General features: G+C 52.4%; 12 protein-coding genes. 1 reads left to right on the top strand and 11 read right to left on the bottom strand.

The window, feature by feature from the left end; all coding sequences use genetic code 11:
* Positions 1 to 50: 50 nt before the first annotated feature.
* Positions 51 to 416: a calcium-binding protein gene (locus tag BW956_RS20905; protein ID WP_076466176.1), complete on the bottom strand. Its 366-nt coding sequence runs from the start codon at positions 414 to 416 to the stop codon at positions 51 to 53.
* 124 nt (positions 417 to 540) lie between these two features.
* Here BW956_RS20905 and BW956_RS20900 point away from each other — a divergent pair, with 124 nt between their 5' ends.
* Positions 541 to 1,512: an IS5 family transposase gene (locus tag BW956_RS20900; protein WP_076466173.1), complete on the top strand. Its 972-nt coding sequence runs from the start codon at positions 541 to 543 to the stop codon at positions 1,510 to 1,512.
* Positions 1,513 to 1,832: 320 nt separating this feature from the next.
* On the opposite strand, the gene BW956_RS20895 is transcribed toward BW956_RS20900, so the two are convergent.
* The 10 genes from BW956_RS20895 to BW956_RS22135 all read right to left on the bottom strand — a co-directional run bounded on the left by BW956_RS20895 (position 1,833) and on the right by BW956_RS22135 (position 20,002).
* Positions 1,833 to 2,738, bottom strand: coding sequence for a hypothetical protein (locus tag BW956_RS20895; RefSeq protein WP_076466170.1), 906 nt, complete (start codon positions 2,736 to 2,738; stop codon positions 1,833 to 1,835).
* 147 nt (positions 2,739 to 2,885) lie between these two features.
* Positions 2,886 to 3,587, bottom strand: coding sequence for a YIP1 family protein (locus tag BW956_RS20890; protein WP_076466168.1), 702 nt, complete (start codon positions 3,585 to 3,587; stop codon positions 2,886 to 2,888).
* A gap of 751 nt (positions 3,588 to 4,338) precedes the next feature.
* Entirely contained in the window at positions 4,339 to 4,818 is a 480-nt protein-coding gene (locus tag BW956_RS22950; RefSeq protein ID WP_076466163.1) for a DUF7673 family protein, read from the bottom strand.
* A gap of 417 nt (positions 4,819 to 5,235) precedes the next feature.
* Entirely contained in the window at positions 5,236 to 7,107 is a 1,872-nt protein-coding gene (locus BW956_RS20875) for a UvrD-helicase domain-containing protein (protein WP_076466160.1), read from the bottom strand.
* Positions 7,104 to 9,065 (bottom strand): ATP-dependent nuclease, encoded by a 1,962-nt coding sequence (locus tag BW956_RS20870; RefSeq protein ID WP_076466157.1) that lies wholly within the window; start codon positions 9,063 to 9,065, stop codon positions 7,104 to 7,106. Before BW956_RS20870 ends, BW956_RS20875 begins: the two co-directional genes overlap by 4 nt.
* A 378-nt stretch (positions 9,066 to 9,443) precedes the next feature.
* Positions 9,444 to 11,300, bottom strand: a complete 1,857-nt coding sequence (locus BW956_RS20865; protein ID WP_076466155.1) for a hypothetical protein — start codon at positions 11,298 to 11,300, stop codon at positions 9,444 to 9,446.
* A complete protein-coding gene (locus tag BW956_RS20860) occupies positions 11,297 to 11,797 on the bottom strand; it encodes an ABC-three component system middle component 2 (protein ID WP_076466152.1) in 501 nt (166 codons plus the stop codon). Before BW956_RS20860 ends, BW956_RS20865 begins: the two co-directional genes overlap by 4 nt.
* A complete protein-coding gene (locus BW956_RS20855; protein ID WP_076466149.1) occupies positions 11,797 to 12,870 on the bottom strand; it encodes an ABC-three component system protein in 1,074 nt (357 codons plus the stop codon). Before BW956_RS20855 ends, BW956_RS20860 begins: the two co-directional genes overlap by 1 nt.
* Positions 12,871 to 13,015: 145 nt before the next feature.
* Entirely contained in the window at positions 13,016 to 13,540 is a 525-nt protein-coding gene (locus BW956_RS20850; RefSeq protein WP_076466146.1) for a hypothetical protein, read from the bottom strand.
* 612 nt (positions 13,541 to 14,152) lie between these two features.
* A complete protein-coding gene (locus BW956_RS22135; protein WP_083703182.1) occupies positions 14,153 to 20,002 on the bottom strand; it encodes a DUF4347 domain-containing protein in 5,850 nt (1,949 codons plus the stop codon).
* Positions 20,003 to 20,130 lie beyond the last annotated feature (128 nt).

Genomic DNA, 20,130 nt, shown 5'->3' with positions numbered 1-20,130 from the left:
CGCAAGTGCCTTGGGTTCAGGCAGCCTGAAGTCGTGTTTCGGGAATACCTTCAGGCTGCATAGGCGAGTGTCGCACTTCGTAGTTGAATCCGCGCATACTCATCATTTCCCTCTCCGCCACGCAGCAAATCATTACCGGTACCGCCGTATAGGGTATCATCGCCACTGTCACCGAAGAGAAGGTCATCACCACTACCACCTCTTATGTCATCATGCCCAGCACCACCATCGAGGACATCATCTCCTGCCATGCCGTTCAAATAATCATTTCCATTTCCCGCATGGAAATAATCGGAGCCTGAATTACCTGTCAGCTGGTCATTTCCACCGTAGCTCCAAACTTCAGTGAATGTGTTACCGCTAGGGGAAGTAAAAATATCAACAGTATTATCCTTAAATTCAAAAAATGTACTCATTATTATTTCCTTTAATTTCTATAATCCATTTTCTTTGATGAAGTTCACATCAATAGCTTAGGGAAGCTGCGAATAAGTCCGCCGCATGGGATAATGCCCGCTGCACACGATTGAGGCCGCACCGATGGATCAGCAACTTACATTCGCGGACAGTGAGTTCAGCAACAAGCGCCGTCAGACCCGTAAGGAGAAGTTCCTGGGCCGAATGGACAAGCTGATCCCGTGGGCGCGTCTCGAAGCCGTCATTGAGCCTCACTATCCCAAAGCCGGGAATGGCCGCCGACCGTACCCCTTGTCTACCATGCTTCGCATTCACTGCATGCAGCAGTGGTATAACCTCAGTGATCCCGCCATGGAAGACGCGTTGTATGAGATTGCGTCCATGCGGCTGTTTGCTCGGTTGTCACTGGATAAGGCCATTCCCGATCACACCACCATCCTGAACTTCCGCCATCTTTTGGAACGCCACGGGCTGGCTCGGCAGGTTTTTGAGGAGGTGAACCAATGGCTGTCTGAAGCCGGAGTCCTACTGAAAGAGGGCTCACTGGTCGATGCCACTATCATCGAAGCTCCCAGCTCTACCAAAAACAAAACGGGTGAGCGTGATCCGGAGATGCGCCAGACCAAAAAAGGGAATCAATGGCACTTCGGGATGAAGGCCCACATCGGGGTTGATGCCCGCACCGGCATCACGCACAGCTTTACGACGACTGCGGCAAACGAACACGACCTCAATCAAGCTGACCAGCTCCTGCACGGTGAAGAAGCATTCATTTTTGCGGACGCCGGGTACCGTGGTGCTGAGAAGCGAGATGAACTGAAGCACTATCAGGCTGACTGGCATATTGCCGAACAGCCGGGACGACTGAAGGCCTTGAAACGACGCCCTCGTATCAACAAAGTCAGGATTCAGACAGAGTACCTGAAGGCCAGTATCCGTGCGAAAGTTGAGCATCCGTTCCGGATCATCAAGTGCCAGTTTGGTTTTGTAAAAGCCCGCTACCGTGGCCTGAAGAAAAACGACTGCAAGTTGGCCATGCTGTTCGCACTGGCCAACGTTGTGCGGGTGGATCAGATGTTGAGAGCACGGGGTTAATCCGTCTGCACTGCCTAAAAAGGTGGTTGCAGCTGGTTAAAAAGGGCTAAAAGTGTTGAATTTTCGCCTCTGAGGCGGTGACAACGACATTTCAGAGCCTTGGATCGGACTTATTCGTAGCTTCCTTAGAATACGACTTCCATATTGCTGATATCTACGAGGTAGATAGTGATTAAAATATTATATTACTGATAATAATTAAATTGATATATGTCAATTAAGTATATAATTTATCGATTTGGTAAAATAAATAACCATTTCTCAAACATAGTATGAAGACATAAATGCCGATAACTGGATTTATCGGCATCAACTTATCACTAGCAAAACCGGCGAAAGAACTCTTTTATACCCATTGCTTGCCCAGATGCTGCTACATCCTCAAATTTACCCCGAACTAACTCACCCGCTGGTCTAGACATGTCGATCCATACGAAATGGTAATCACGCAGCGGATCCGTGCTCCACTCATACCGATTGAGCGACATGGGCTGTGTCGCTATGCCAAACTGCTGGGGATCAATATCAGCATTCAAAAAACGATTTCCCATCAGTTGCGTGGGCGTAATATCTGATTCAGACTGCACAACATAGCAGGCAACATTTCCCATAAGTTCCAATACGGGCAGATTCACACTATACCGCGTCCAGGTTGCCTCAACTGATCGTTCAGGATCATGTTCTCTCAGCATTGTACATAGTACTGCAGCATGATGTCCGCCTCCCTCATTTAGCCAATAATCTCGGTTGTGCCACCGGTCAGTGATTACATGAGTATCGCCAGAAATAATTCCTGTATGCTCAAAGCAGCGCTGTATTTGCTGGTCAATATTTAGACCGTTCAAATCACGCAAATCATTAATTATCGCTCCCATCTCGGCCATACTACGAGCACTGCCCCGTGGGGACCTGGGATGGGCGAAAGACTTGCATGCAAAACAGCCATCGAGTTTAGATATTACCAATTCTGAATCAAACTCATCGGCATGAATAAGATCCGATAATATAGCTGAAATTGTTACATTCGCCCCAGTCGATATCCAATTGTAACTACCAAAATCCATACTTGGTATTTTTTCAAGGGCACAACGAGTCTCGGAAAAAACGGTTGGATACGAGCTGCCTAATGGGTGGGATAGGTCAAGTAACATGGAAAAATCCATAGTGCCAATTATGGATCTAATTTTTCGATTATTGAAATTAAAAATTGTATCAATAATACTCATATCCACCTCATTCAAACGATTTCATTCAGTATGTACTATTCACATTGTTTTAAACCATGTTAATTTGCTAATTTATGGCAAAAACTCGAAGGTTGGTTTGGCATTTTATGAGCAAGTTAGGACTTGCTCATAGGGATATTCGGGAATCTAAACTAATGAAAGACTGGAAATAGAGACTGCAACAACAATCACAATAACCTGTCCCGCAAAACAAGCTGCTATCGATCTCCATAATGAAAACTGATGAACAAATTTAACAGAAAAAACCGTAATGATTGCCGTCCAGACCTGCAACAAAGCCAGTGCACAGTACTGAACAGTGAGTACCGACTGCTGCTGACGTGTCATCTGGGCCATATCTGTTAAATCCGAAGCGATTACAGGTCCCCCGTTCAGGGAATACACTACCGTTGATACTGCAGCCAAGAGGATCGTGGGCATTGAGCTCAAACCCCAAGCAAATGCGAAAGCTCGCAAGCTCCCTCCCCCTCCAAGAATTCGACATAGCTGGTGGACCAGCACCAGCATCAAAATAGAAACAGAAAGCGTACTCGTAGCATTGCTGGCGACAGCCGCCGCCAGGCTATCAACACCAACGACATTAATGATGGGTGACTCACTGGCCATTGCAGCAAGTACGAGGATCCCAAAGGCCGAGAAGATGGAATAACCCAGCCTCAATGCCTCTGAAACAGTTTTCTGAGGCCGAAACAGCATACCTGTAACGAGATTCAACCGGGCGACATCAATATCGTGCTGAACGCGAGCCTCATACTCAGCTGCACGCCTTTCCAATGCCAGATCGCCGGCTCGTGGGGAGTTTTGTACTGGGGAAGAATAGTCGGACATTAGGGCTATCACCTTATTCTGTGTATTACCCTAATATAACATATTTGATCAAGATATAAGCAGCTCTGTATTTACTGCTATACCTCAGTGCTGCCTATCCACATGTCACCGAGGAAGGCATCAATCCCCTCTCCTGCTGGTATCTCCGGGGGGATCTGGGACGTTAGCAACGTATGATTCCAGCCACATTCTGGGGCTTGTGTAGTCGAAAGGAGTCTGCCATAAAGGCCTCTGTATTCAAGATCCGAGTGCTTTACATCATGCAAGATGTCTGGCTCACCAGGGAGCGTTTCTGTTATGAAGTGAACTGTTTGCATACTCTGGTCTGCTGTCGGTAGTGTTAGCCGCAATGAAAATGCGTATATTTCCACTATACAGAATATACAACAAATAGATTATCAGATGTGTTCGAGACTAGTGGCGACAACGTGAGCGCATTAGGTTTTCTCGATAGGACCGCCATCCTGATTCCGCATCAACCGCAGCATCCTGAACGTGATACTTGCCAAAACCAAAATTCCAATCAAGCTAGCGTGAGGGATGAAAGCGATCATTAACCAACATCCCTATGGCAAGCTCTCTATACTGTGCCCAGATACTGCGTACAAGCTCGTCAGAGCATATAGGCCCCCAATCTCGGATCGTGCCACCGTCGCGGCCGTCTCTGAACAACAGCCAAACTCTATTGGAGCCAGTGAGTTGATTGAAATCAAACATGCCAGTATTCAAATTCTAATGACGCCCTTGAGCTTTACTTCGGGGCAAGTGGTGACATGACGGAGTATTCATCCTCCGGATGGGCGTCAGACCAGCTATCACACACTGGACGCCCGTCGATTCGGCCAGGGTACGGCCCATGTGCATAGTCGTCAGTGATAGCTCCACAATCCGGGCACTGCCATTGAATGATGGGCTTCCGTATATACAGATCTCTGTGTCGAAACCCGGTCCCGAGATGGCGCCAGCGTGATTCCAGTTTTTCAAACAGGTCATCACCATTTTCAATGACAGAATGGGGCTCCATGCGAGACTCTGCACGACCACGAATAACCGAAAGAGCTGCGTTGTACCCTTTCTCGTCAAGCAATGTCAGATCAACCAAAGCGACGTGGTAGTTATATGAGTTATAGGTTGAGAGTAGAACCTGAGCAGCTGTACTAGCTCCACTCCCTGACTGGTTAAGAGCGTAATCCAAAAGCAGCTTTACTGAAGCCGAGTAGTTGGGGTCCATTTCGGGAAAATCCTCATCCTTTGATATTCAACTTAGTGCATGTGTGGTCGTACAGAGTTTTCGTAACCTAACTTTTAGAACCAAGACGATGACGTAGTTTGCTATTTACTTTCTAGGATTGGAAGGGTGCCTCCGAAATCTGCAATCTCTATACCGGCCTTTGTGTGGATTTAATATGTGCAGGCAGTAGGAAGTGGTTGGTTTGCCATGGAATCCCGCGTTGAAATGCTATGCCTGACAATGGCCCAAAGCGGACCTTAACTCGATGGTCCACGAAGACGCCTCCAACAGCTGAATAGCCACGCATCCGCCTAATGTGCAAAGGAAGTACGCGATCAAAGTAAAGGGAGGCTTCCGTAAAGTTTTCTACGCGTAGCATTGCGCTCGATGGGTGATAGTTTTCGTTTGCCATCTTGCTTATGCGCAGTGGGGTTCAACTATGGTTGTCCCATCTAAAACTTCTACTCCCGCAGGAGCAAGCAATTGCTGTATCCAACCAATAGCACGTCCTCTTTCAACGCATTGAGAAAAGAACGCACGCTGTTTTGCTCTGGTAAAGGCAACGAATAAGGTATTCAGCTCTTCACCACTATTCGGTTTAAGGCTCCACCAAGTCTGATGGTCGAGTCCGTAAAATATCATCGTATGGAACTCAAGACCTTTGCTTTTATGGACCGTCATCAGAGCCACCTGGCCAACACCTTCGAACTCATCCAGCGCTTCCGTCCAGCTACTGCTATGTTCTGCGCACTCTTTCAGGAGTATGACAAATCCACGCCACACCCTCTCAAAATCTCTTTCCCGTTGATAAGCAGGAAAGGATTGCCGCAAAACGGGCCTCCCGACGAACTCAAGAAGCATCTGTGCAACCTCTTCCGCCGACTCCGGGTCAGTCTGGCGGCACGCCAGTTTTGCTCTTAATTGACGAACGAATGCTTCAAGCTTAACCAGCAATCGCTCCTGAGTGAGGTCGTTATCCGGATCGGCAGTCTCCAAAAACAGATAGTTCTGCTGGGCTTGCTCCCAATTTTCCGGACTTCGGTCCGTCGCTCCCAAACGGAGCAAAGGAACGAAGATGCCGGTCAGCTCTTCACCAAGAAGGTCCTGTATCTGAATTTCACCGGCTAACCGGGCCGCATTTCTAATCCTGAGACCTCGTGCCGCAAAAGCAGGGGCGATCTCAGTCTCTACCTGATCTGCCCGCATTCTGATCAGAATAGCTACATCATGTGGTGCAACACGCCCCGACTGAACCTCACGGCTCACCCATTCAGCCAGATAATTGTTCTCGTCATCTGCGCTCCGGAATTGCCAGATAGCAGAAACCTCACCTTCGATTTCACGGGTCCCTTGTGCCTGCACTTCTTCCACATTGTCGTCTATCCGGCGGGCAATCTCGTGCTGAATACGAACCAGATCCACATGTGAGCGCCAGTTTGAAAGCAACGTTATACGTCTGGCATCAAAGTCGTTTTCAAACTGGCCAAAGGCGTCATCTATAGCTCCCGCCCACCCCATGATTCGCTGCTTATCATCGCCGACTGCCGTAAAGACAGCATCACTACCATCGAACGCCGTTAGCAGCATGTCGTACTGAGCATATGTGGTATCTTGGTACTCATCAAAAAATACGATGGGATATGTTGCCTGTAAGGCCCAGCGGATATATGAATTTTCCTGCAGCAACAGTTTCACAAGCCTGTTTATCATCGGGAAGGACAGGGATATTTCCTCTCCCCCGAAAAATTGGTCATGCCAGTAATCTGCTAAGGCGCGATGTAGTTCAGAGCCATTAGATTGATCAATTGGCAAGTCTGTCAGCGGCACTCTTTTCTCAAGACGTTGAGCACTAACGCTGCGATATCCGTAACGTTCAAGAAAATCCTCATAATCCCGTCGAAACGGCGTAACGATATGATACGTGCCCGAAGCATTGAACGGCTCTGGTATGGTAGGGCGGAACCGGTCCAAAAGCCCCTTGGTAAAAGCATCAAAGGTCATTGAATCAAAGCGCTTTGCCTGATCTCTCGGACAACGCTTTGCAACCCTTTCGGCAAGGTTTCGGGCGGCATCTTTTTTAAAGCTGATAGCCAGAATACGTTTGGGTGCTGGACAAATACCTGTCTGCAAAAGATAAGTCGCCTTCTGTGCCAGAAACTCAGTTTTTCCGGCACCGGCACCAGCGGTCACAAGGATGCTCCTATCGGTTTCACGTAAAGCCTCCCACGCTCTGTCTTCCAGCAGATCGACACCCTGAGGTACCCACTCGTGCCTGCTTACGCGGGTCATTCATCCTCTCCTGACAGATTGAGTTTATGCGTAACGTATTCAATGAGAGCCTTCAGCTCAGCAGGAGCGGACGTAGCAACATTGCCTTCCGTGATACGGGAAAACGCCGCCAGATGAGTTTCCGGCTTACTGCGGCTCAGGAACAGATACGGATACCATTTAAAAGCATCATCATAATGCGCGGTATACAGGTCAGGATTACCACCTGTTTTCAGCGTGCTGACCTTTTTGGCCTGAATAGCGTCAGCACTACCCTGAGGCCCATTGCCACCTGAATTGGCGACCTGATAAGCGGCTGGAAAGGCAAGCAACATGGCAAAATCGAGATCAATGGGAGCGGAAAAGAAAACTCCCTGCTCATTGAAAGCTTGAAGCCATTGACCTTGCGGACCTTCGTTATAAAGCTGTTGGTCGGTAAGCTGAGCAGCATTTGCACTACTTCTGCTCCCCCAATCGTTCCCAATATCAGCCAGATTCTGAAGACAACTCCTCATGGCGTTCGCCCCACCATGCCTGCGCCCCAGATCAAGATCGAGCAATGTGGCATGTGGAATCTCAAGATCATTCAGCAGCCGCCAGAAATGCGCCACGAATCGCCCGCCGAGCGGAACGACGGGAACGAATGATGGATCAAGGGGAACACCCATTTCCTCCGCAATTTTTGGAATAACGACTCGCTCTGAGTCTCCCTCACCTAGGATTACAAATCGCGCAAAATAAAGTTCGGGATATGCCTTTACGGCCAGCCTGACATATACACTTGCCTCAGTACCATCCTCCGGTAAGGTGAGCTCGCGAATCGAGGAGCATCGGGCGCCTCGATCCATACGATGATATCTCACTTCATTCGGCTCTATTCGGCTCAGAATCGCCGGTGAATGGCTAGATAGCAGAACCTGTGCGGAAGGTAGTGCGCCTACTTCCCTCGCTTGCCTGATAATACGAGACAAAAAGAACGGTGAAAGGCTATTTTCAGGCTCTTCGATGGCAAGGATTGTTAGGTGAACACGGCGTAACTTATCCTGTTCAAATGAGCTGGCATCAGCAGGCAAAGAAAAAGCTTCCCGCTCGGTTTCGAGCGTTGCCGCTGTAAGTGCAATATGGAACAGAGAGCGCTGACCGTCACTCAGCTCGGACAAACCGCGCTCCTGACCTTCTTCATCAGGCGTAAACGTAAATTCGGCTTTACGAACAAGCTCCTCAAAACGGTTTTCGATAAGCCTTAAACGCGGCTGACTGTCTGTATCGGCTTCATGGACCTGTTGCCACCGTCTTGAAAGACGCCCCAGCAAGACCCTTAACGGCTCTTCCTCCTCAAAACTGCTCTGGATCTGACCGGCATTATTAGAGCTTGCATCCCTAAATGCTGTCGACCATTTGGCAGCCTGCCATAACCGCCCCTTTAGAAGTGCGGTCACCTGCGTCGTCGCATCACGATTTGCCGGTAAGTAAATAAACTGGATTGAAGAGCGCTCTACAGCCTGAACCCTAGAACAGTCATTCCATTCAAAATTATCATCCAAGGCTCTTATCCAGCGTATATCCTCCTCGATTGCTCCTTCCGGCGTACCGTCATCCGTCCATGTTGCTTGAAGTCGTATCCGGGCCTTAAGGGGCTCTCCTGCACCTGAAGCAGCCATCTGATTGAAGAACTCTGGAATAGCATCAAGAAGAGAGTTGTCCTGTTCTGCCAGCTCAGGGAAAGCAAGTACCGCCTCAACAAACAGGATATCTCCGGACTGCAGTTCCTGCCGTTCAACCGATATGTGAAAATCACGGCGCTGTACCGCTCGTTGTGCTGATGATATGCCAAACAACCTGGACACAGCTTGCAGTACTGCAGTCTTTCCGGAGCCGTTTCCGCCAACAAGTGTTGTTAGAATTTCCTCGAAATTGAGCTTGACCACCTCATGCCCGAAACAACGAAAATTCTTTAGCCTTATCTGCTCTATTTTCATCCCTGATTTCCTTTGGTTAAGAGGTATCTTCAATACTCGATGATGAAGACCATTTCGAATCCAGCCAGCAGAAGGCGATCCTGGTCAGATAACGATAGATGGGAACCGTTTTTTGATAACACCTGCTTTGTGTGCGAAGGGGGTACCTGGTGATTCGGCAACCGTCAAAGTGGCCAGAACACCAAGTGTTGGCCCTTTGCAAACTTTAACCAAGTTGTGAATATAGCTTAATATGCACGCTGTTCAATGTCGTCATTTACGTCAAAGTTGAGCGGCGCGAGCCAGCGCGTCCGCTCGAACGACTTGTTTGGCAAGCGTATTTCGGACCTTCGGAGGAAATAGGTTCGCGTTCAGCCCGACTTACATGCAGTTGAAGCATTACGGCCTCGCGGAAACCGGCAAGAAGCCGTACCGCCCCACAGAATTCCTCGAGAAGTGGATGTGGTTACAGGACGCTTGCACATCAGCAGGGGGAGCAACGTTCTCGAAGACGACCACCTGGCCAATCGTGCTCGACAAATAGAGGTTCCGATAGAAGGCATCCTTCACCGAGGTGGCGACCTCGCCATCGTCGTCGGCGTCAGCCTCTTTGTACGGGTTTAACGGGGTATCCAGGACAACGAAGCCAGGGTGTCCCGTGTTTGCCACGAGTGCCTCTTGCATAAGTCCGATCACATAGCTGGCGCACATGACCGCACGCACGCCCTTGCCATGGCTAGTTCGCTTCCGACCATTCACAACGAGATCAGCACTTTTCTCGTCGAATGCCACGGTAATGTCGTCAGCCACCCTCCATGCGATGAGGAGCGCCCTGATCCTCGAACACACGTCGGACATGGTGTTCGCTGAGAGCTTGATGAACTCAAGCTTCTCTTTCTTGTCAGGAATGGTATCCAGGTCGAATATTTGGCTCTTGAGCGAGTCAATCTGGGCGCGCAGTTGCTCCACCCTGACAAACGCTCCGTAGCTGCCTTGGATCGTTCGTAGCTCGTTGGCCGTGGCTCGGACTTTCGGTGCAAGGGCTACCTCAATCTCTTCGGAAATCTCTTGGATCGCTGCTTCGATCTCCTTCAGGCTCGCCGCCAAAACACGCTGCTCGGTGGACAGCTGGTCCGATGCAACGCGAAGTTCCGCTCGGAGGCGCTTGACCTTGGCCGCTTCCGCTTGAGCGGCCTGGAGTGTGGACTCGGGTGAGTGCGTATCAGCGTCCCGCTGATGTTCTGGTTCAGCACCACAGTAGTCGCACGACTTGTCGCGGTACATCTGCAGGAGATAGGAAGACTCTCCCATCGCCTCGAGCCGAAGCAGATCAGACTCGTAATGAGCATCGAGCAACGAAGCACGTACAAGCATCCCGTCGAGTTCATCCAACCGTCTACGCTGCTCGCGTTGCTCGTTCACAAGCTTTCCTCGCTTAGACTCAGCAGCGCGCAAATCAGCCAAGGCCGTACTCGACAGCTCGCCCAGCTCACGCAGTTTGGCTTCAAGTTCGGACACCTCTTCCGGTGTCACCTCCATGTTCTCAAGGAGCTCGTCAAGCACGGCTTGATCGCGTTCTAGCAGCCCCTCAATCGCCTCCTTCCGTCCGGCCAAGCGGCCCGCGGACGTCTTCGGATCTTCTAGCTGGACAATGCCGGAGTCATCGACGCCCGTAAGCAACATCCGGATCGTGCTTGCGGCGGCGGTGTTGCCGGTTTTCTGGGAACCGAAGAGGGGGGAGCGTTTCGCGATGATTCGTTCTTCATCGACGAGCAAGGCCTTGGATAGGACCCTGAAGCTAACCTCCTGAGTCGTCCCTCTGTCGTTCTTGCGGACTCGCCTGCCATCAAGGCCACACAGGCCCAGCAAGAAGCCCGAGACAGACTCTTTGGCGTTGGTGGTCTCGCCCATTACCTCCCACTTGTCGTCGGCTCCGAGCGCTTCATCAATCCGCCCATGATAGAGTCCGATTTTCCCGCCAACAAGCGGACGCTTCAGGGTGTAGATCTGGCCGTCCGCCGCTTGGATGCAAAGATAGGCAACATCGTACTTTCGAGCTTGCGGGATTTCCTCGGGAGGCGTGCTAGCACCCATCACGAAGTCGATACAGCTTAGCGCATACGACTTCCCCGTGTCCGACGCCCCATCGATGACGTTGAGCCCGGGCGCGAAGTTAAGACTCCCGGACTCCTGACCTGGGCCACAGAGACGAAGCTCCCGAAGCTCGAACCCGTGTCGTGCGCGCTCTTTTGTCATGGTGTCCTCCCCGACCCACGATACTCGGCAAACTGCCCACCCCATCGGTCGAGCTCGCTACTGACGTATCGGGTGATCTCGCTGGTTTCCAACTCCCCGAAGCTCGCCGCGATCCAGCTTGCGCGGCTCCGCAAGGCTTCGACATACCTGCTGCGCAGCGAGTCCAGGAAGCAACCGCCCCGATCCGTCGCGCCGTAGCTGAAACCGTTCGCGTCCATCGTCACTGAGACAAGACCACGCCTGGCATACAGGGCAAGGCCAGGTTCCAGCATGGCACGTCGCACGAGAACCTCAGCTCCGCGTTGTGGCACTGCAGGATGGATACTCTCGGGGCCTCCGTCCACGTCGGCCGAGTGGACCAGCAGGTAGTCGAGCAGAACGAGCCGCTGAAGGTCGTGGCGGTGAGGGTCGAGTTCGACAAGGACGCACAGCGAGCGCAGTCCTAGCTCGACTGGCGAGTTGAACACCCAGGATGTTGTTGCATCCAGCGTACCCATCACGGAACCCACTTGAGTCGAGCGTTGTCGGCGAGCTGGTGGCAGATGCCAGCCTTGTCCTTGACCCCGAGCACCTGTCGCAGGGCGTTGTTCGTCGGGTCAAGCTGCTGAGCGACTCCTGTCGCGGCCTTCACCCGCTGAAATCCATCAGTGTGGCTGGTGTCCTCCACGGTGTCGATGACTGCATCGAAGAACTCCTCCTGGAGATTTTCGAATTGCCCTGGTGGAAGGCTTTCGCGGGAGAAGTTGCGAAGTGATTCAGCATGAAAGAAGCGCTCGCGACTCCGCAGCAGATGCCGAAGGAGAGGCTCGTGCGCGGCCAAGTCCACGGCGCTGAGGACCATGCCGGTGTGATCGGAGTATGCCTCGAGGAGTCGACTAATGTATGGGCTCTCAAACCTTTCCTCGTCGATGTGCGGGACTTCGGTTGGCGGTCGAGGCGGTAGGCCCCCTGGAAATCGAGCGGCATGCCATCGCGTGAGCGCATGTTGCTCAATGAGATCCATCGGCGGGACGTAGCTGACGATGCTGAAGTCGAAGCCCTCGACGAGGTCCAGGAGCTCGCCGGTCAGCGGGACCTTCTTCGTGGAGGTAATGTGTTCCTCGCACTTTGTCGCCCAGTCCTTGATTAGCCGCTCGCGGAGCTCCTCGGGCTTTTTGAAGAGCAGTGACAGACTGTTCCCTGCCCCTTGGGGAGCTACGAAGTAGTACTCGGTTGGGGCCGAATACGCCCTTTCGTGAACGTAGTAGCAGAGCTTCCCCAGCTCGAGGACGACCTGGTTCGGTTGCAGCGGGTCCTTATAGTGCTTGCACTGGTAGTTGTGCCACTCGTCGTCGGAGACGAATGCCACAACGTCGCGGCCGAGGTCGCCCGCTCCGCCGCAGCGCTCAACACGTTGGTACCGGCTCTTCAGGCTGTGGGCCCACTCCAGAGCGAAGTCTTCCCACTGGCCTGGGGAGAAGACGCGCAGGAGGTCGATGGCGGGCACAATCGCACTGCTCGCAGGCGTTGGCGCCACGGTGGCTACTGCGGGCTCCTTCAGCGGCTGCGTCGTTGTCTTGAAAAGGCTCATGGCCGGGGTCCTCGCTCGCTCTGCCTGCGCCCGGTTGCCCAGCGCCCACTTTCTTTAAACGCTATAACCGCTTTTGCGGTAGCAAAAGTGCGCAGCGGGTCAAACGTCACCTGCAACGTGTTGTTGGGCGAAAGTGCTAAGCGGCTCACAGAACAATACCCACGATAATTCCAGCTATCCCAAACACGACACTCCAAACCGCGAGCATGGTTTGAATCCTGAGTTTTTTATGGTGTGACGCATATAGCTCGCTTAATGAATTTGCGAGTTGGGCCGCTTGAGTGGAAATGTTGCCTTCTGCCGATGAAAGGGCTGACAACTGCAAGCTGACATTTTCGGGAAGCTCAGCAAAAGGCTCTGCCTGCTCATGCTCATGAAGTAGCTGTCTAAGCGCATCGCTGTGTTCCCTAAGCTTATCTTCATCACCGGATACAGCCTGCGAAAGTAGTACGCGAAGGCTTAGAAGAACAGACTTTCTATCTTGCGACCAACGCTCTGCTATGTGCTGGATGTCAGGGTATTTGAGATTTCCGTTGGCTATACCCTCGGTAAGTTGACGGCGAAACTGCTTTTTCCAATTCTGCTCACCGTATTCCTTCATGATGGGGATTAGACCTAATACGGTACCAATCAGACCACCAACAACAGCGGATGCAACGGATATAGACATAGAAATTAGTACTCTCCCTTACATGGCGACCAACATATTAATAATACGCATGCGCATATCTGTCTCAGCCAGAGATTAGTAGGGCCGTATCTAAATATATGAAGAGAAGGGATAAAGCGAGATATCACAGCCATTCACTCCCTGAAAACGAGCATGCGCGTTTTGCTGCTTTGCCGTGCGCATTATCATACAACGGCCAGTCCATAGTTCTCTGATGGTGAACGATTTTCCGGTCTGTTACCAGTCACAAATGAGCACAGCAAAGTAACAAAACAAGCACTCAAGGCACATGACCCTCAGTACACTGTATGTAATCACAGAAATTCAAAGCAGCTTGCCCACAGGTGCTGTGGTGCGCGGAACGACTGGCTGATCATCACCAACGTCCGCTATGTGCGCGAAGGGGCTACCTATTGCTTCGGCAAGTGTCCAGGTAGCTAGCACACCAGGTGATGGCCCATAGCAGACGTTAAATATAGTAACAGCTACTGGTGCCTTTTGATCCGGTTTAATAGGCGAACACCGTCTTGCGGATACAAGTTATGATTTGTTTGGTGCGGTTTAGTGAAAGGCCGGCTGCCCCAAGAGATTCAGGCAGCCGGGTACGTGTGGTTAGAAGAGCAGTTCGCTGACGCCTCCCTCACCGATCAGAATAATGGGGTCGCCCGTGTCTGCCACATCATCACGGATCAGGCTGTGGGTAGCGCCAGTGCCCGGGGCTTCCACATCGGCGGTGATGCCCTGCAACCACTGACGCACGCTGTCGAGATCACCGGCGTCAAATGTCGCCAGTACTTCGCCATCCGCATCCGGGTCTAGCAGCCATGTGAAAGTCTGGGCCGCGTCCAGCTTGTTTGTAATGGCAGCAGCATCCTCACCCTGGGCCCCCTCCAGAATATCCAGCATCAGACTACCGGCAGTAGCCGGACGGCCATCTTCGTAAGTACCATTGACGAAAGCGTTACGATAAAACATCAGTCCACCAGACTCTGGCACGCGATCAAACAGGGCCTGATAGAGATCACCGATAAAGTCGCTGACACTGGTATTTCTGATATTGCCGTACAGATCCTGAGACTCGGCTGAAGTGGCAAAAGCATCGACAATGCCATCCAGGTTGCCGTTCTGCTGTTCCAACTGCCCACGCCAGTAGGCCATACCGCCGCTGTCGGCCGGACGCTGATAATAGGCAACGTAGAGCGCCTGAATCTGTTCGCTGAAGGCATCGCTGCCAAAGCCCAGCGCCCCCGGGTCCTGAATCACGCCATTGGCTATGCCGTCGGCATCAAACTCGCCGCCATCGGTCAGCTCGAAGTCCAGGCGCAGTTTATCCCCTTCCAGCACGATCTTGCCGCCATTGTCGGCGGACGCCAGATTAACCCAGTCCCCCACGGCATTTTGCTTCCAGTAGCCGTTCACGGCGACCGAGCCTTCAACATAGAGGCTGAAGGTTTCCGTTGCGCCGGCTTCCTCGATGTCGGCATCGAATGCGATCAGGCCCAGTGGCATATCCAGCTCATCGGGGGCATTCTCGGGCCGATCCTGCTGATGCACGTTGGTCAGCTTGGTGCCGCTGCCTGTGGACTTGCCGTCTCCACTGCCACCGACAAGTGAAACAAAGATTGGCTTGGCATCCGGTTGCTGTGACGGCAGAGGCGTATCCCGGAACGGCACGGAAGCTACATCCTGCTGGTTGCGGTCGGCGATGCCATCGCCATTACCGTCACCGTTGCTTGCACCACCGCCGATTGACGGGACAAAATCCTCGACCGACTCGGGTACACCATCGCCATCCTCATCCGGCAAATCATCCCAGTCACCGGTATCCGGCAACTCGGGTTCCGGTTCCGGCTCTGGTTCCGGCTCAGGCTCGGGCTCGGGCTCAGGTTCTGGCTCGGGTTCCGGCGTGGGAGGGGGTGCCGGGGGCGCTGTGACATTGACCGTCAGCGTGTTCTGCGTTGGGTCGCTGGTGTTGGTGCTGTCCTCAACCGTGAAGGTGAAGCTGTCGCCTCCGGTGGCTGTGGAGGTGTATACCAGCTTGCCGATATCGGCCAGTGCTATCCATTGTCCATCCGTGACTGCCACGCCATCCAGTTTTAGTGTGCCGTTGTTGATGCTCTGCACATTGACCTGTACGCGGGCCAGGGTGTCGCCGGTATCGGCATCCGTGAAACCGAAGTCACTGGCGCTGAAGGTATGCGAAGCCCCTCGGGTCAGTGACAGTGTCTTGTCAGTGCCAGCAGGGTCATCCGGAGTATTCGTCAGATCCAGAGTGTAGGTCGCGGTTGGCGAGATATGGCCGCCCGCATCGGTGACAGTCCAGTCAAAGCTGGCAGCACCGATACCGGCCAGGTTCGCCGTCGGTGTGAAGTCCAGTTTGCCAATATCCAGGATATTGATATGTACGGTACCGGTCAGATTGCCCTGCGTGGTGTAGTAGCTGACACCGCCAACGCTTGATGTACCTGAAGTGCCGGTGGAATCCAGCGAGAGTGTACCGCCGGTGACGGTGGATATATCAATCGTGATGTATTCCAGTGCATCAGGGGTGCTCTGTGAGTCCTGTGTGGTCGGCAGTTCGGTTGCAGACAGGCTGGCCGGGGTGTCTTCATTCCCGCTGTCGGTGTAGCTGGTGGCAACCGGCTTGGTGTCATCAATAACCGTCACGCTAAAGCTCGCCGCAGCGGAGGTTTCACCATCGCCATCATTCACCGTAGCACTAAAGGTACGAGCGCCTTCGGTGGGTGCACCGTATTTAAGGTAACTGAGAAAATACCCAGCTGTTGCTGGGGTACTTGTCTCGTTCAGATTGATTTGGAAATCGGCACCGTTCTGGCCGGTTTTAGTGTTATCTACGGTGCCGATGGCCACAAAGGAACCGCCACCAGAGTACCAAACCGTATCACCCGCTGCAGGTGTGCCATCAGCGCCTGCCTCAGTGGTACCAAACTTGATTGTTTCGTCGCCTGTGTCACTCAGGAATGAGCCGTCGGTTGTGCCTGAGGTTTGTGTAATCAGGACATAACCGCCATCGAAATCGTCAGAATCAATATCCGTGACACCAGCAACAGCTGCTGTTTGGTCATCAATATACTCAGAACCAGCCAGGCTGGCTGTAACGGCGTCGCCGTCAAGACCCACAATCACCGGCGCATCGTTGACCGGGGTAAAGTTAACCGTAATAGTCGCTGTGGACGCGTCCGTGCCACCCTCACCGTCATTCACTGAAACCGTCACCGTATCGGTGGTGGTGTTATCGGTGGAGCCGGTGTAGGTAATGTTACTCGGCGTTGCCAGGAAGGTGTTGATCTCCGTGGCGGTACCCGTCAGCGTAATGGCATGGGTGCCGCTATTGCTGACGACGACACCGCTCGCATCAGAGGCGGTCAATACGGCTGAATTATCCGTTGCCGTTAGCGTTGCCACCACATCACCCGTGGTGTCTACATCGGCAAACACCGGGGTGCCGGTAATCAGGTTAGTGGCGGTGTCTTCCAGTGCAGTGATGGGCGATGTGACACCACTCAGAGTGGGCGCATCTTCAACGGCGGCCAGGGTCACGGTCAGTGTTGCGGCACTGGATACATCACCCCCGGCATCCGTCACGGTATAGACAACGGATGCATCACTGGTGGCGTCGGCGGTCGGGGTAAACTGGATATTGGCAATATTATCAACATGGACATGCTGCCCCGCTGTGAGAGTGGCGGCGGCATCAACCAGTGTCACACTGCCTGATCCGGCCGTTGATGTGGTGCCCGCTGTTGTTGCCGTGCCCGTAAAGGCCAGGGTGCCGCCGGACACGCTGCCGATGGTGATATATTCCAGCGCATCGGTAGCATTGGTTTCCTGGCCAACCACAATTTCCGAGGTGGTCAGGGTAAACGGTGTATCTTCGGTGCCCGCTTTGGTGGCGTTGCTGGCGGTCGGCGTATCGCCATTGGCGACCGCGATGGTGGCGGCAATATCGGCGGTGGTCCAGCTATTGGTGCCTGTTCCCTCATCGGTCACATTGGTGAGGGTAAAGACGCGGTCCCCGGCTGTGACGGCCCCCTGAGTGTTCTCATAGGTCATGCCATTCAGTGCTGCCTGGAAGACAGTATTGGCAGCCGTCGCTTCACTTGGACCTTTAAAGGTAACCGTTGCCGTTGAACCACTCACCGAAACGGCGTAGGAGATCAGCCCGGAAGTTGCTGTATTCGTAAAACTGCCGGATGTATCGGTCAGCAGATCAATCGCTGTGCCATCATAATTCAGCTTTTCATGGCCGGTATCTGCCAGGCCGCTGACGGTAAAGGTGACACTGGCGATATTTTCAGCTTCGATCGGATCAATGGCGGTAGCGGAAAATACTGAAACTGCAGAGCCTGCGCCGGTTGCTGCGCCGCTATCGCCCGTGGCGGAGACGGTTGGCGCATCGTTGACGGCGCTAATGTCGAGATTCACGGTTGGATTCGTCGATAAATTACCGCCATTACCATCATTAGCAGCAATCGTTATCGTAGCCGCATTGTCACCACTGGCATCTTGAGCGCCGGTGTATTGGATATTGGAAGCGGTATTGAGGTAGGTGTTAATGTCTGTCGCTGAACCGACCAGCGTAATGATATTACTGCCCGAGCTGCTATTCAGGGTTTCAGTCACGCCGCTTCCTACACTGCTCCCATCCGCAGGCGCGGCAAAAGTGCCGGCAGAAGCGGTCAGGGTTACGGTCAGCGTATCGTCATCGTCGTCCGCAAAGGTCACTGCCGATAGATCAATATTGCCCTGGGTATCTTCACTTAGTGTGGTGATATCCGTAGGCGCCCCGGTTACTGTGGGGGCGGCATTCGAACTCGGTGCAACCCAGCTATTACTGGTCACCGTGCCTTTAATCTGATCGGTTGAACTACCCGCAACAGCCGTTCCACCACCGGAGCCACCGACCCCATCGTTATTGGTAATAGTCGTACTACCAGCAGCATAATTCAGCGTTCCGGTTGTCCAAATGGCACCAACGCCATCACCACCAACGCCATCAGTAGCAAAAGCACCGCCGCCACCACCGCCAGCCCCTAGGTTAACACTGAAGGATGTATCCGCAATATTTAGAGTGCCGCTGCTGTAAATACCACCAACTGCGTGTCCTCCGGTTCCACCGTTTATGCTCCCGCCGTTATATGAAGCGCCACCGCCACCGCCGCCTATACTGTAAGCACCAGCACTGGCCGTTGCACCTAAACCACCATCATCACCACTGAAAGTACCATATCCATTAAGACCTCCAGTTGTAGTCCCCCCTAATCCCCCCGTAGTACCTTTTCGACCGTTGTAATACGAATTACCACCATTACCACCAGAACCGGCGCTGCCCGAAGTTCCACCATTTTCTGGAGAGGCACCTCCAGTGCCACCAATACCTGAACCGTAACCCCCGCCACCGCCGCCACCGGCACCGCCATAATCCCCAGCATCTTGACCGCCGCCGCCGCCGCCGCCGCCGGAGGCAAAGTTTTTAGTGATCACACTATTCAGTAGAGTCAGGGTACCAGCATTTTTAATAGCGGCGCCTAAGGCACTACCGCCATTTTCGGCATCCCCTCCACCATCACCCGCCAGTAGGCCTCCAGTGATGGTTAAACCATCCAGAGTAACGTCAGCACCACTGGCAATTTCCAGAATACGGCCGTTATAACCACCGGCTAGCGTAATATCAGCATTGCCGTCGTTATCCCGATCACCGTCGATATAGAGGTTTTTATTAATGTATAGCAGGCTATCATCATTTACCCCCGCCTTATCTTGAGCAAGAGTAGCGAGATTGATAGTCGTCACACCGGCATTAAATTCAATAGTGTCGCCCGCACTTGCACTGGCAATGGTATCGCGCAATGACCCGGCACCAGTATCATTAGCATTGGTTACAGTTAGCGTCGCTAATGAATAGTCATATGCCTGCAAGGCCTCTTGATTAATTGCCCCAGAGGCTTCAATAGCGCCGGTGGTGATCTCCAGTTCGAGATCACCACCCAAGGCTTCAGCTGCCGTACGGTCATTGGATGCGGCTATATCGGCCCCAGTCGCTTCTGATAGCGCTGAGATCAATGCTTGCCCTTCGTCTCCTTCAGCAATATTACAGCCGTAGAGCAGAATATCCCCTTGCTCGCTTAGTGACTGGCCAATACTGGCAAACTCTTCCTGATACTCAGACAGGTTATCTCGTGTAACCCGTGCCGTTCCCAGGATCAGCTCTGCACTATTACCATGGGAAATAATATGCAGTGCATCCAGATTCTGATACCCCTCTAGCATCTCAGCTAACTGCTGGATACCATCTAACTCAGGCTGCAATACGAGTACTTCAGCATCGCCATCTATCGTGTCAAGTAAAGCCTGATAGTTAGGTAAACGAGCATCAACGATGATCAATTTTTGAGCCTCTGTGGTAACAGATTTATCTTGAGAATTAGAGTCAGAAGACATGGAAACATCCTTGATATTATCTTATATTTTATTGGATATACTGCTATGGGAAATTTATAGACAGTCATAATAAATAACTTGTTAGCATACATCTATAATAATTTTTCAATATATAAATTGAGAGCATT

The sequence above is a fragment of the Marinobacterium stanieri genome, assembly GCF_900155945.1.
Taxonomy (GTDB): domain Bacteria; phylum Pseudomonadota; class Gammaproteobacteria; order Pseudomonadales; family Balneatricaceae; genus Marinobacterium; species Marinobacterium stanieri.
This window is presented reverse-complemented; position numbering and strand designations above follow the sequence as displayed.

Excerpts from the sequence above, each read along its gene's own strand:
- BW956_RS20905 (WP_076466176.1), bottom strand. The coding sequence starts at position 416 with ATGAGTACATTTTTTGAATTTAAGGATAATACTGTTGATATTTTTACT.
- BW956_RS20900 (WP_076466173.1), top strand. The coding sequence starts at position 541 with ATGGATCAGCAACTTACATTCGCGGACAGTGAGTTCAGCAACAAGCGC.
- BW956_RS20895 (WP_076466170.1), bottom strand. The coding sequence starts at position 2,738 with ATGAGTATTATTGATACAATTTTTAATTTCAATAATCGAAAAATTAGA.
- BW956_RS20890 (WP_076466168.1), bottom strand. The coding sequence starts at position 3,587 with ATGTCCGACTATTCTTCCCCAGTACAAAACTCCCCACGAGCCGGCGAT.
- BW956_RS22950 (WP_076466163.1), bottom strand. The coding sequence starts at position 4,818 with ATGGACCCCAACTACTCGGCTTCAGTAAAGCTGCTTTTGGATTACGCT.
- BW956_RS20875 (WP_076466160.1), bottom strand. The coding sequence starts at position 7,107 with ATGACCCGCGTAAGCAGGCACGAGTGGGTACCTCAGGGTGTCGATCTG.
- BW956_RS20870 (WP_076466157.1), bottom strand. The coding sequence starts at position 9,065 with ATGAAAATAGAGCAGATAAGGCTAAAGAATTTTCGTTGTTTCGGGCAT.
- BW956_RS20865 (WP_076466155.1), bottom strand. The coding sequence starts at position 11,300 with ATGACAAAAGAGCGCGCACGACACGGGTTCGAGCTTCGGGAGCTTCGT.
- BW956_RS20860 (WP_076466152.1), bottom strand. The coding sequence starts at position 11,797 with ATGGGTACGCTGGATGCAACAACATCCTGGGTGTTCAACTCGCCAGTC.
- BW956_RS20855 (WP_076466149.1), bottom strand. The coding sequence starts at position 12,870 with ATGAGCCTTTTCAAGACAACGACGCAGCCGCTGAAGGAGCCCGCAGTA.
- BW956_RS20850 (WP_076466146.1), bottom strand. The coding sequence starts at position 13,540 with ATGTCTATATCCGTTGCATCCGCTGTTGTTGGTGGTCTGATTGGTACC.
- BW956_RS22135 (WP_083703182.1), bottom strand. The coding sequence starts at position 20,002 with ATGTCTTCTGACTCTAATTCTCAAGATAAATCTGTTACCACAGAGGCT.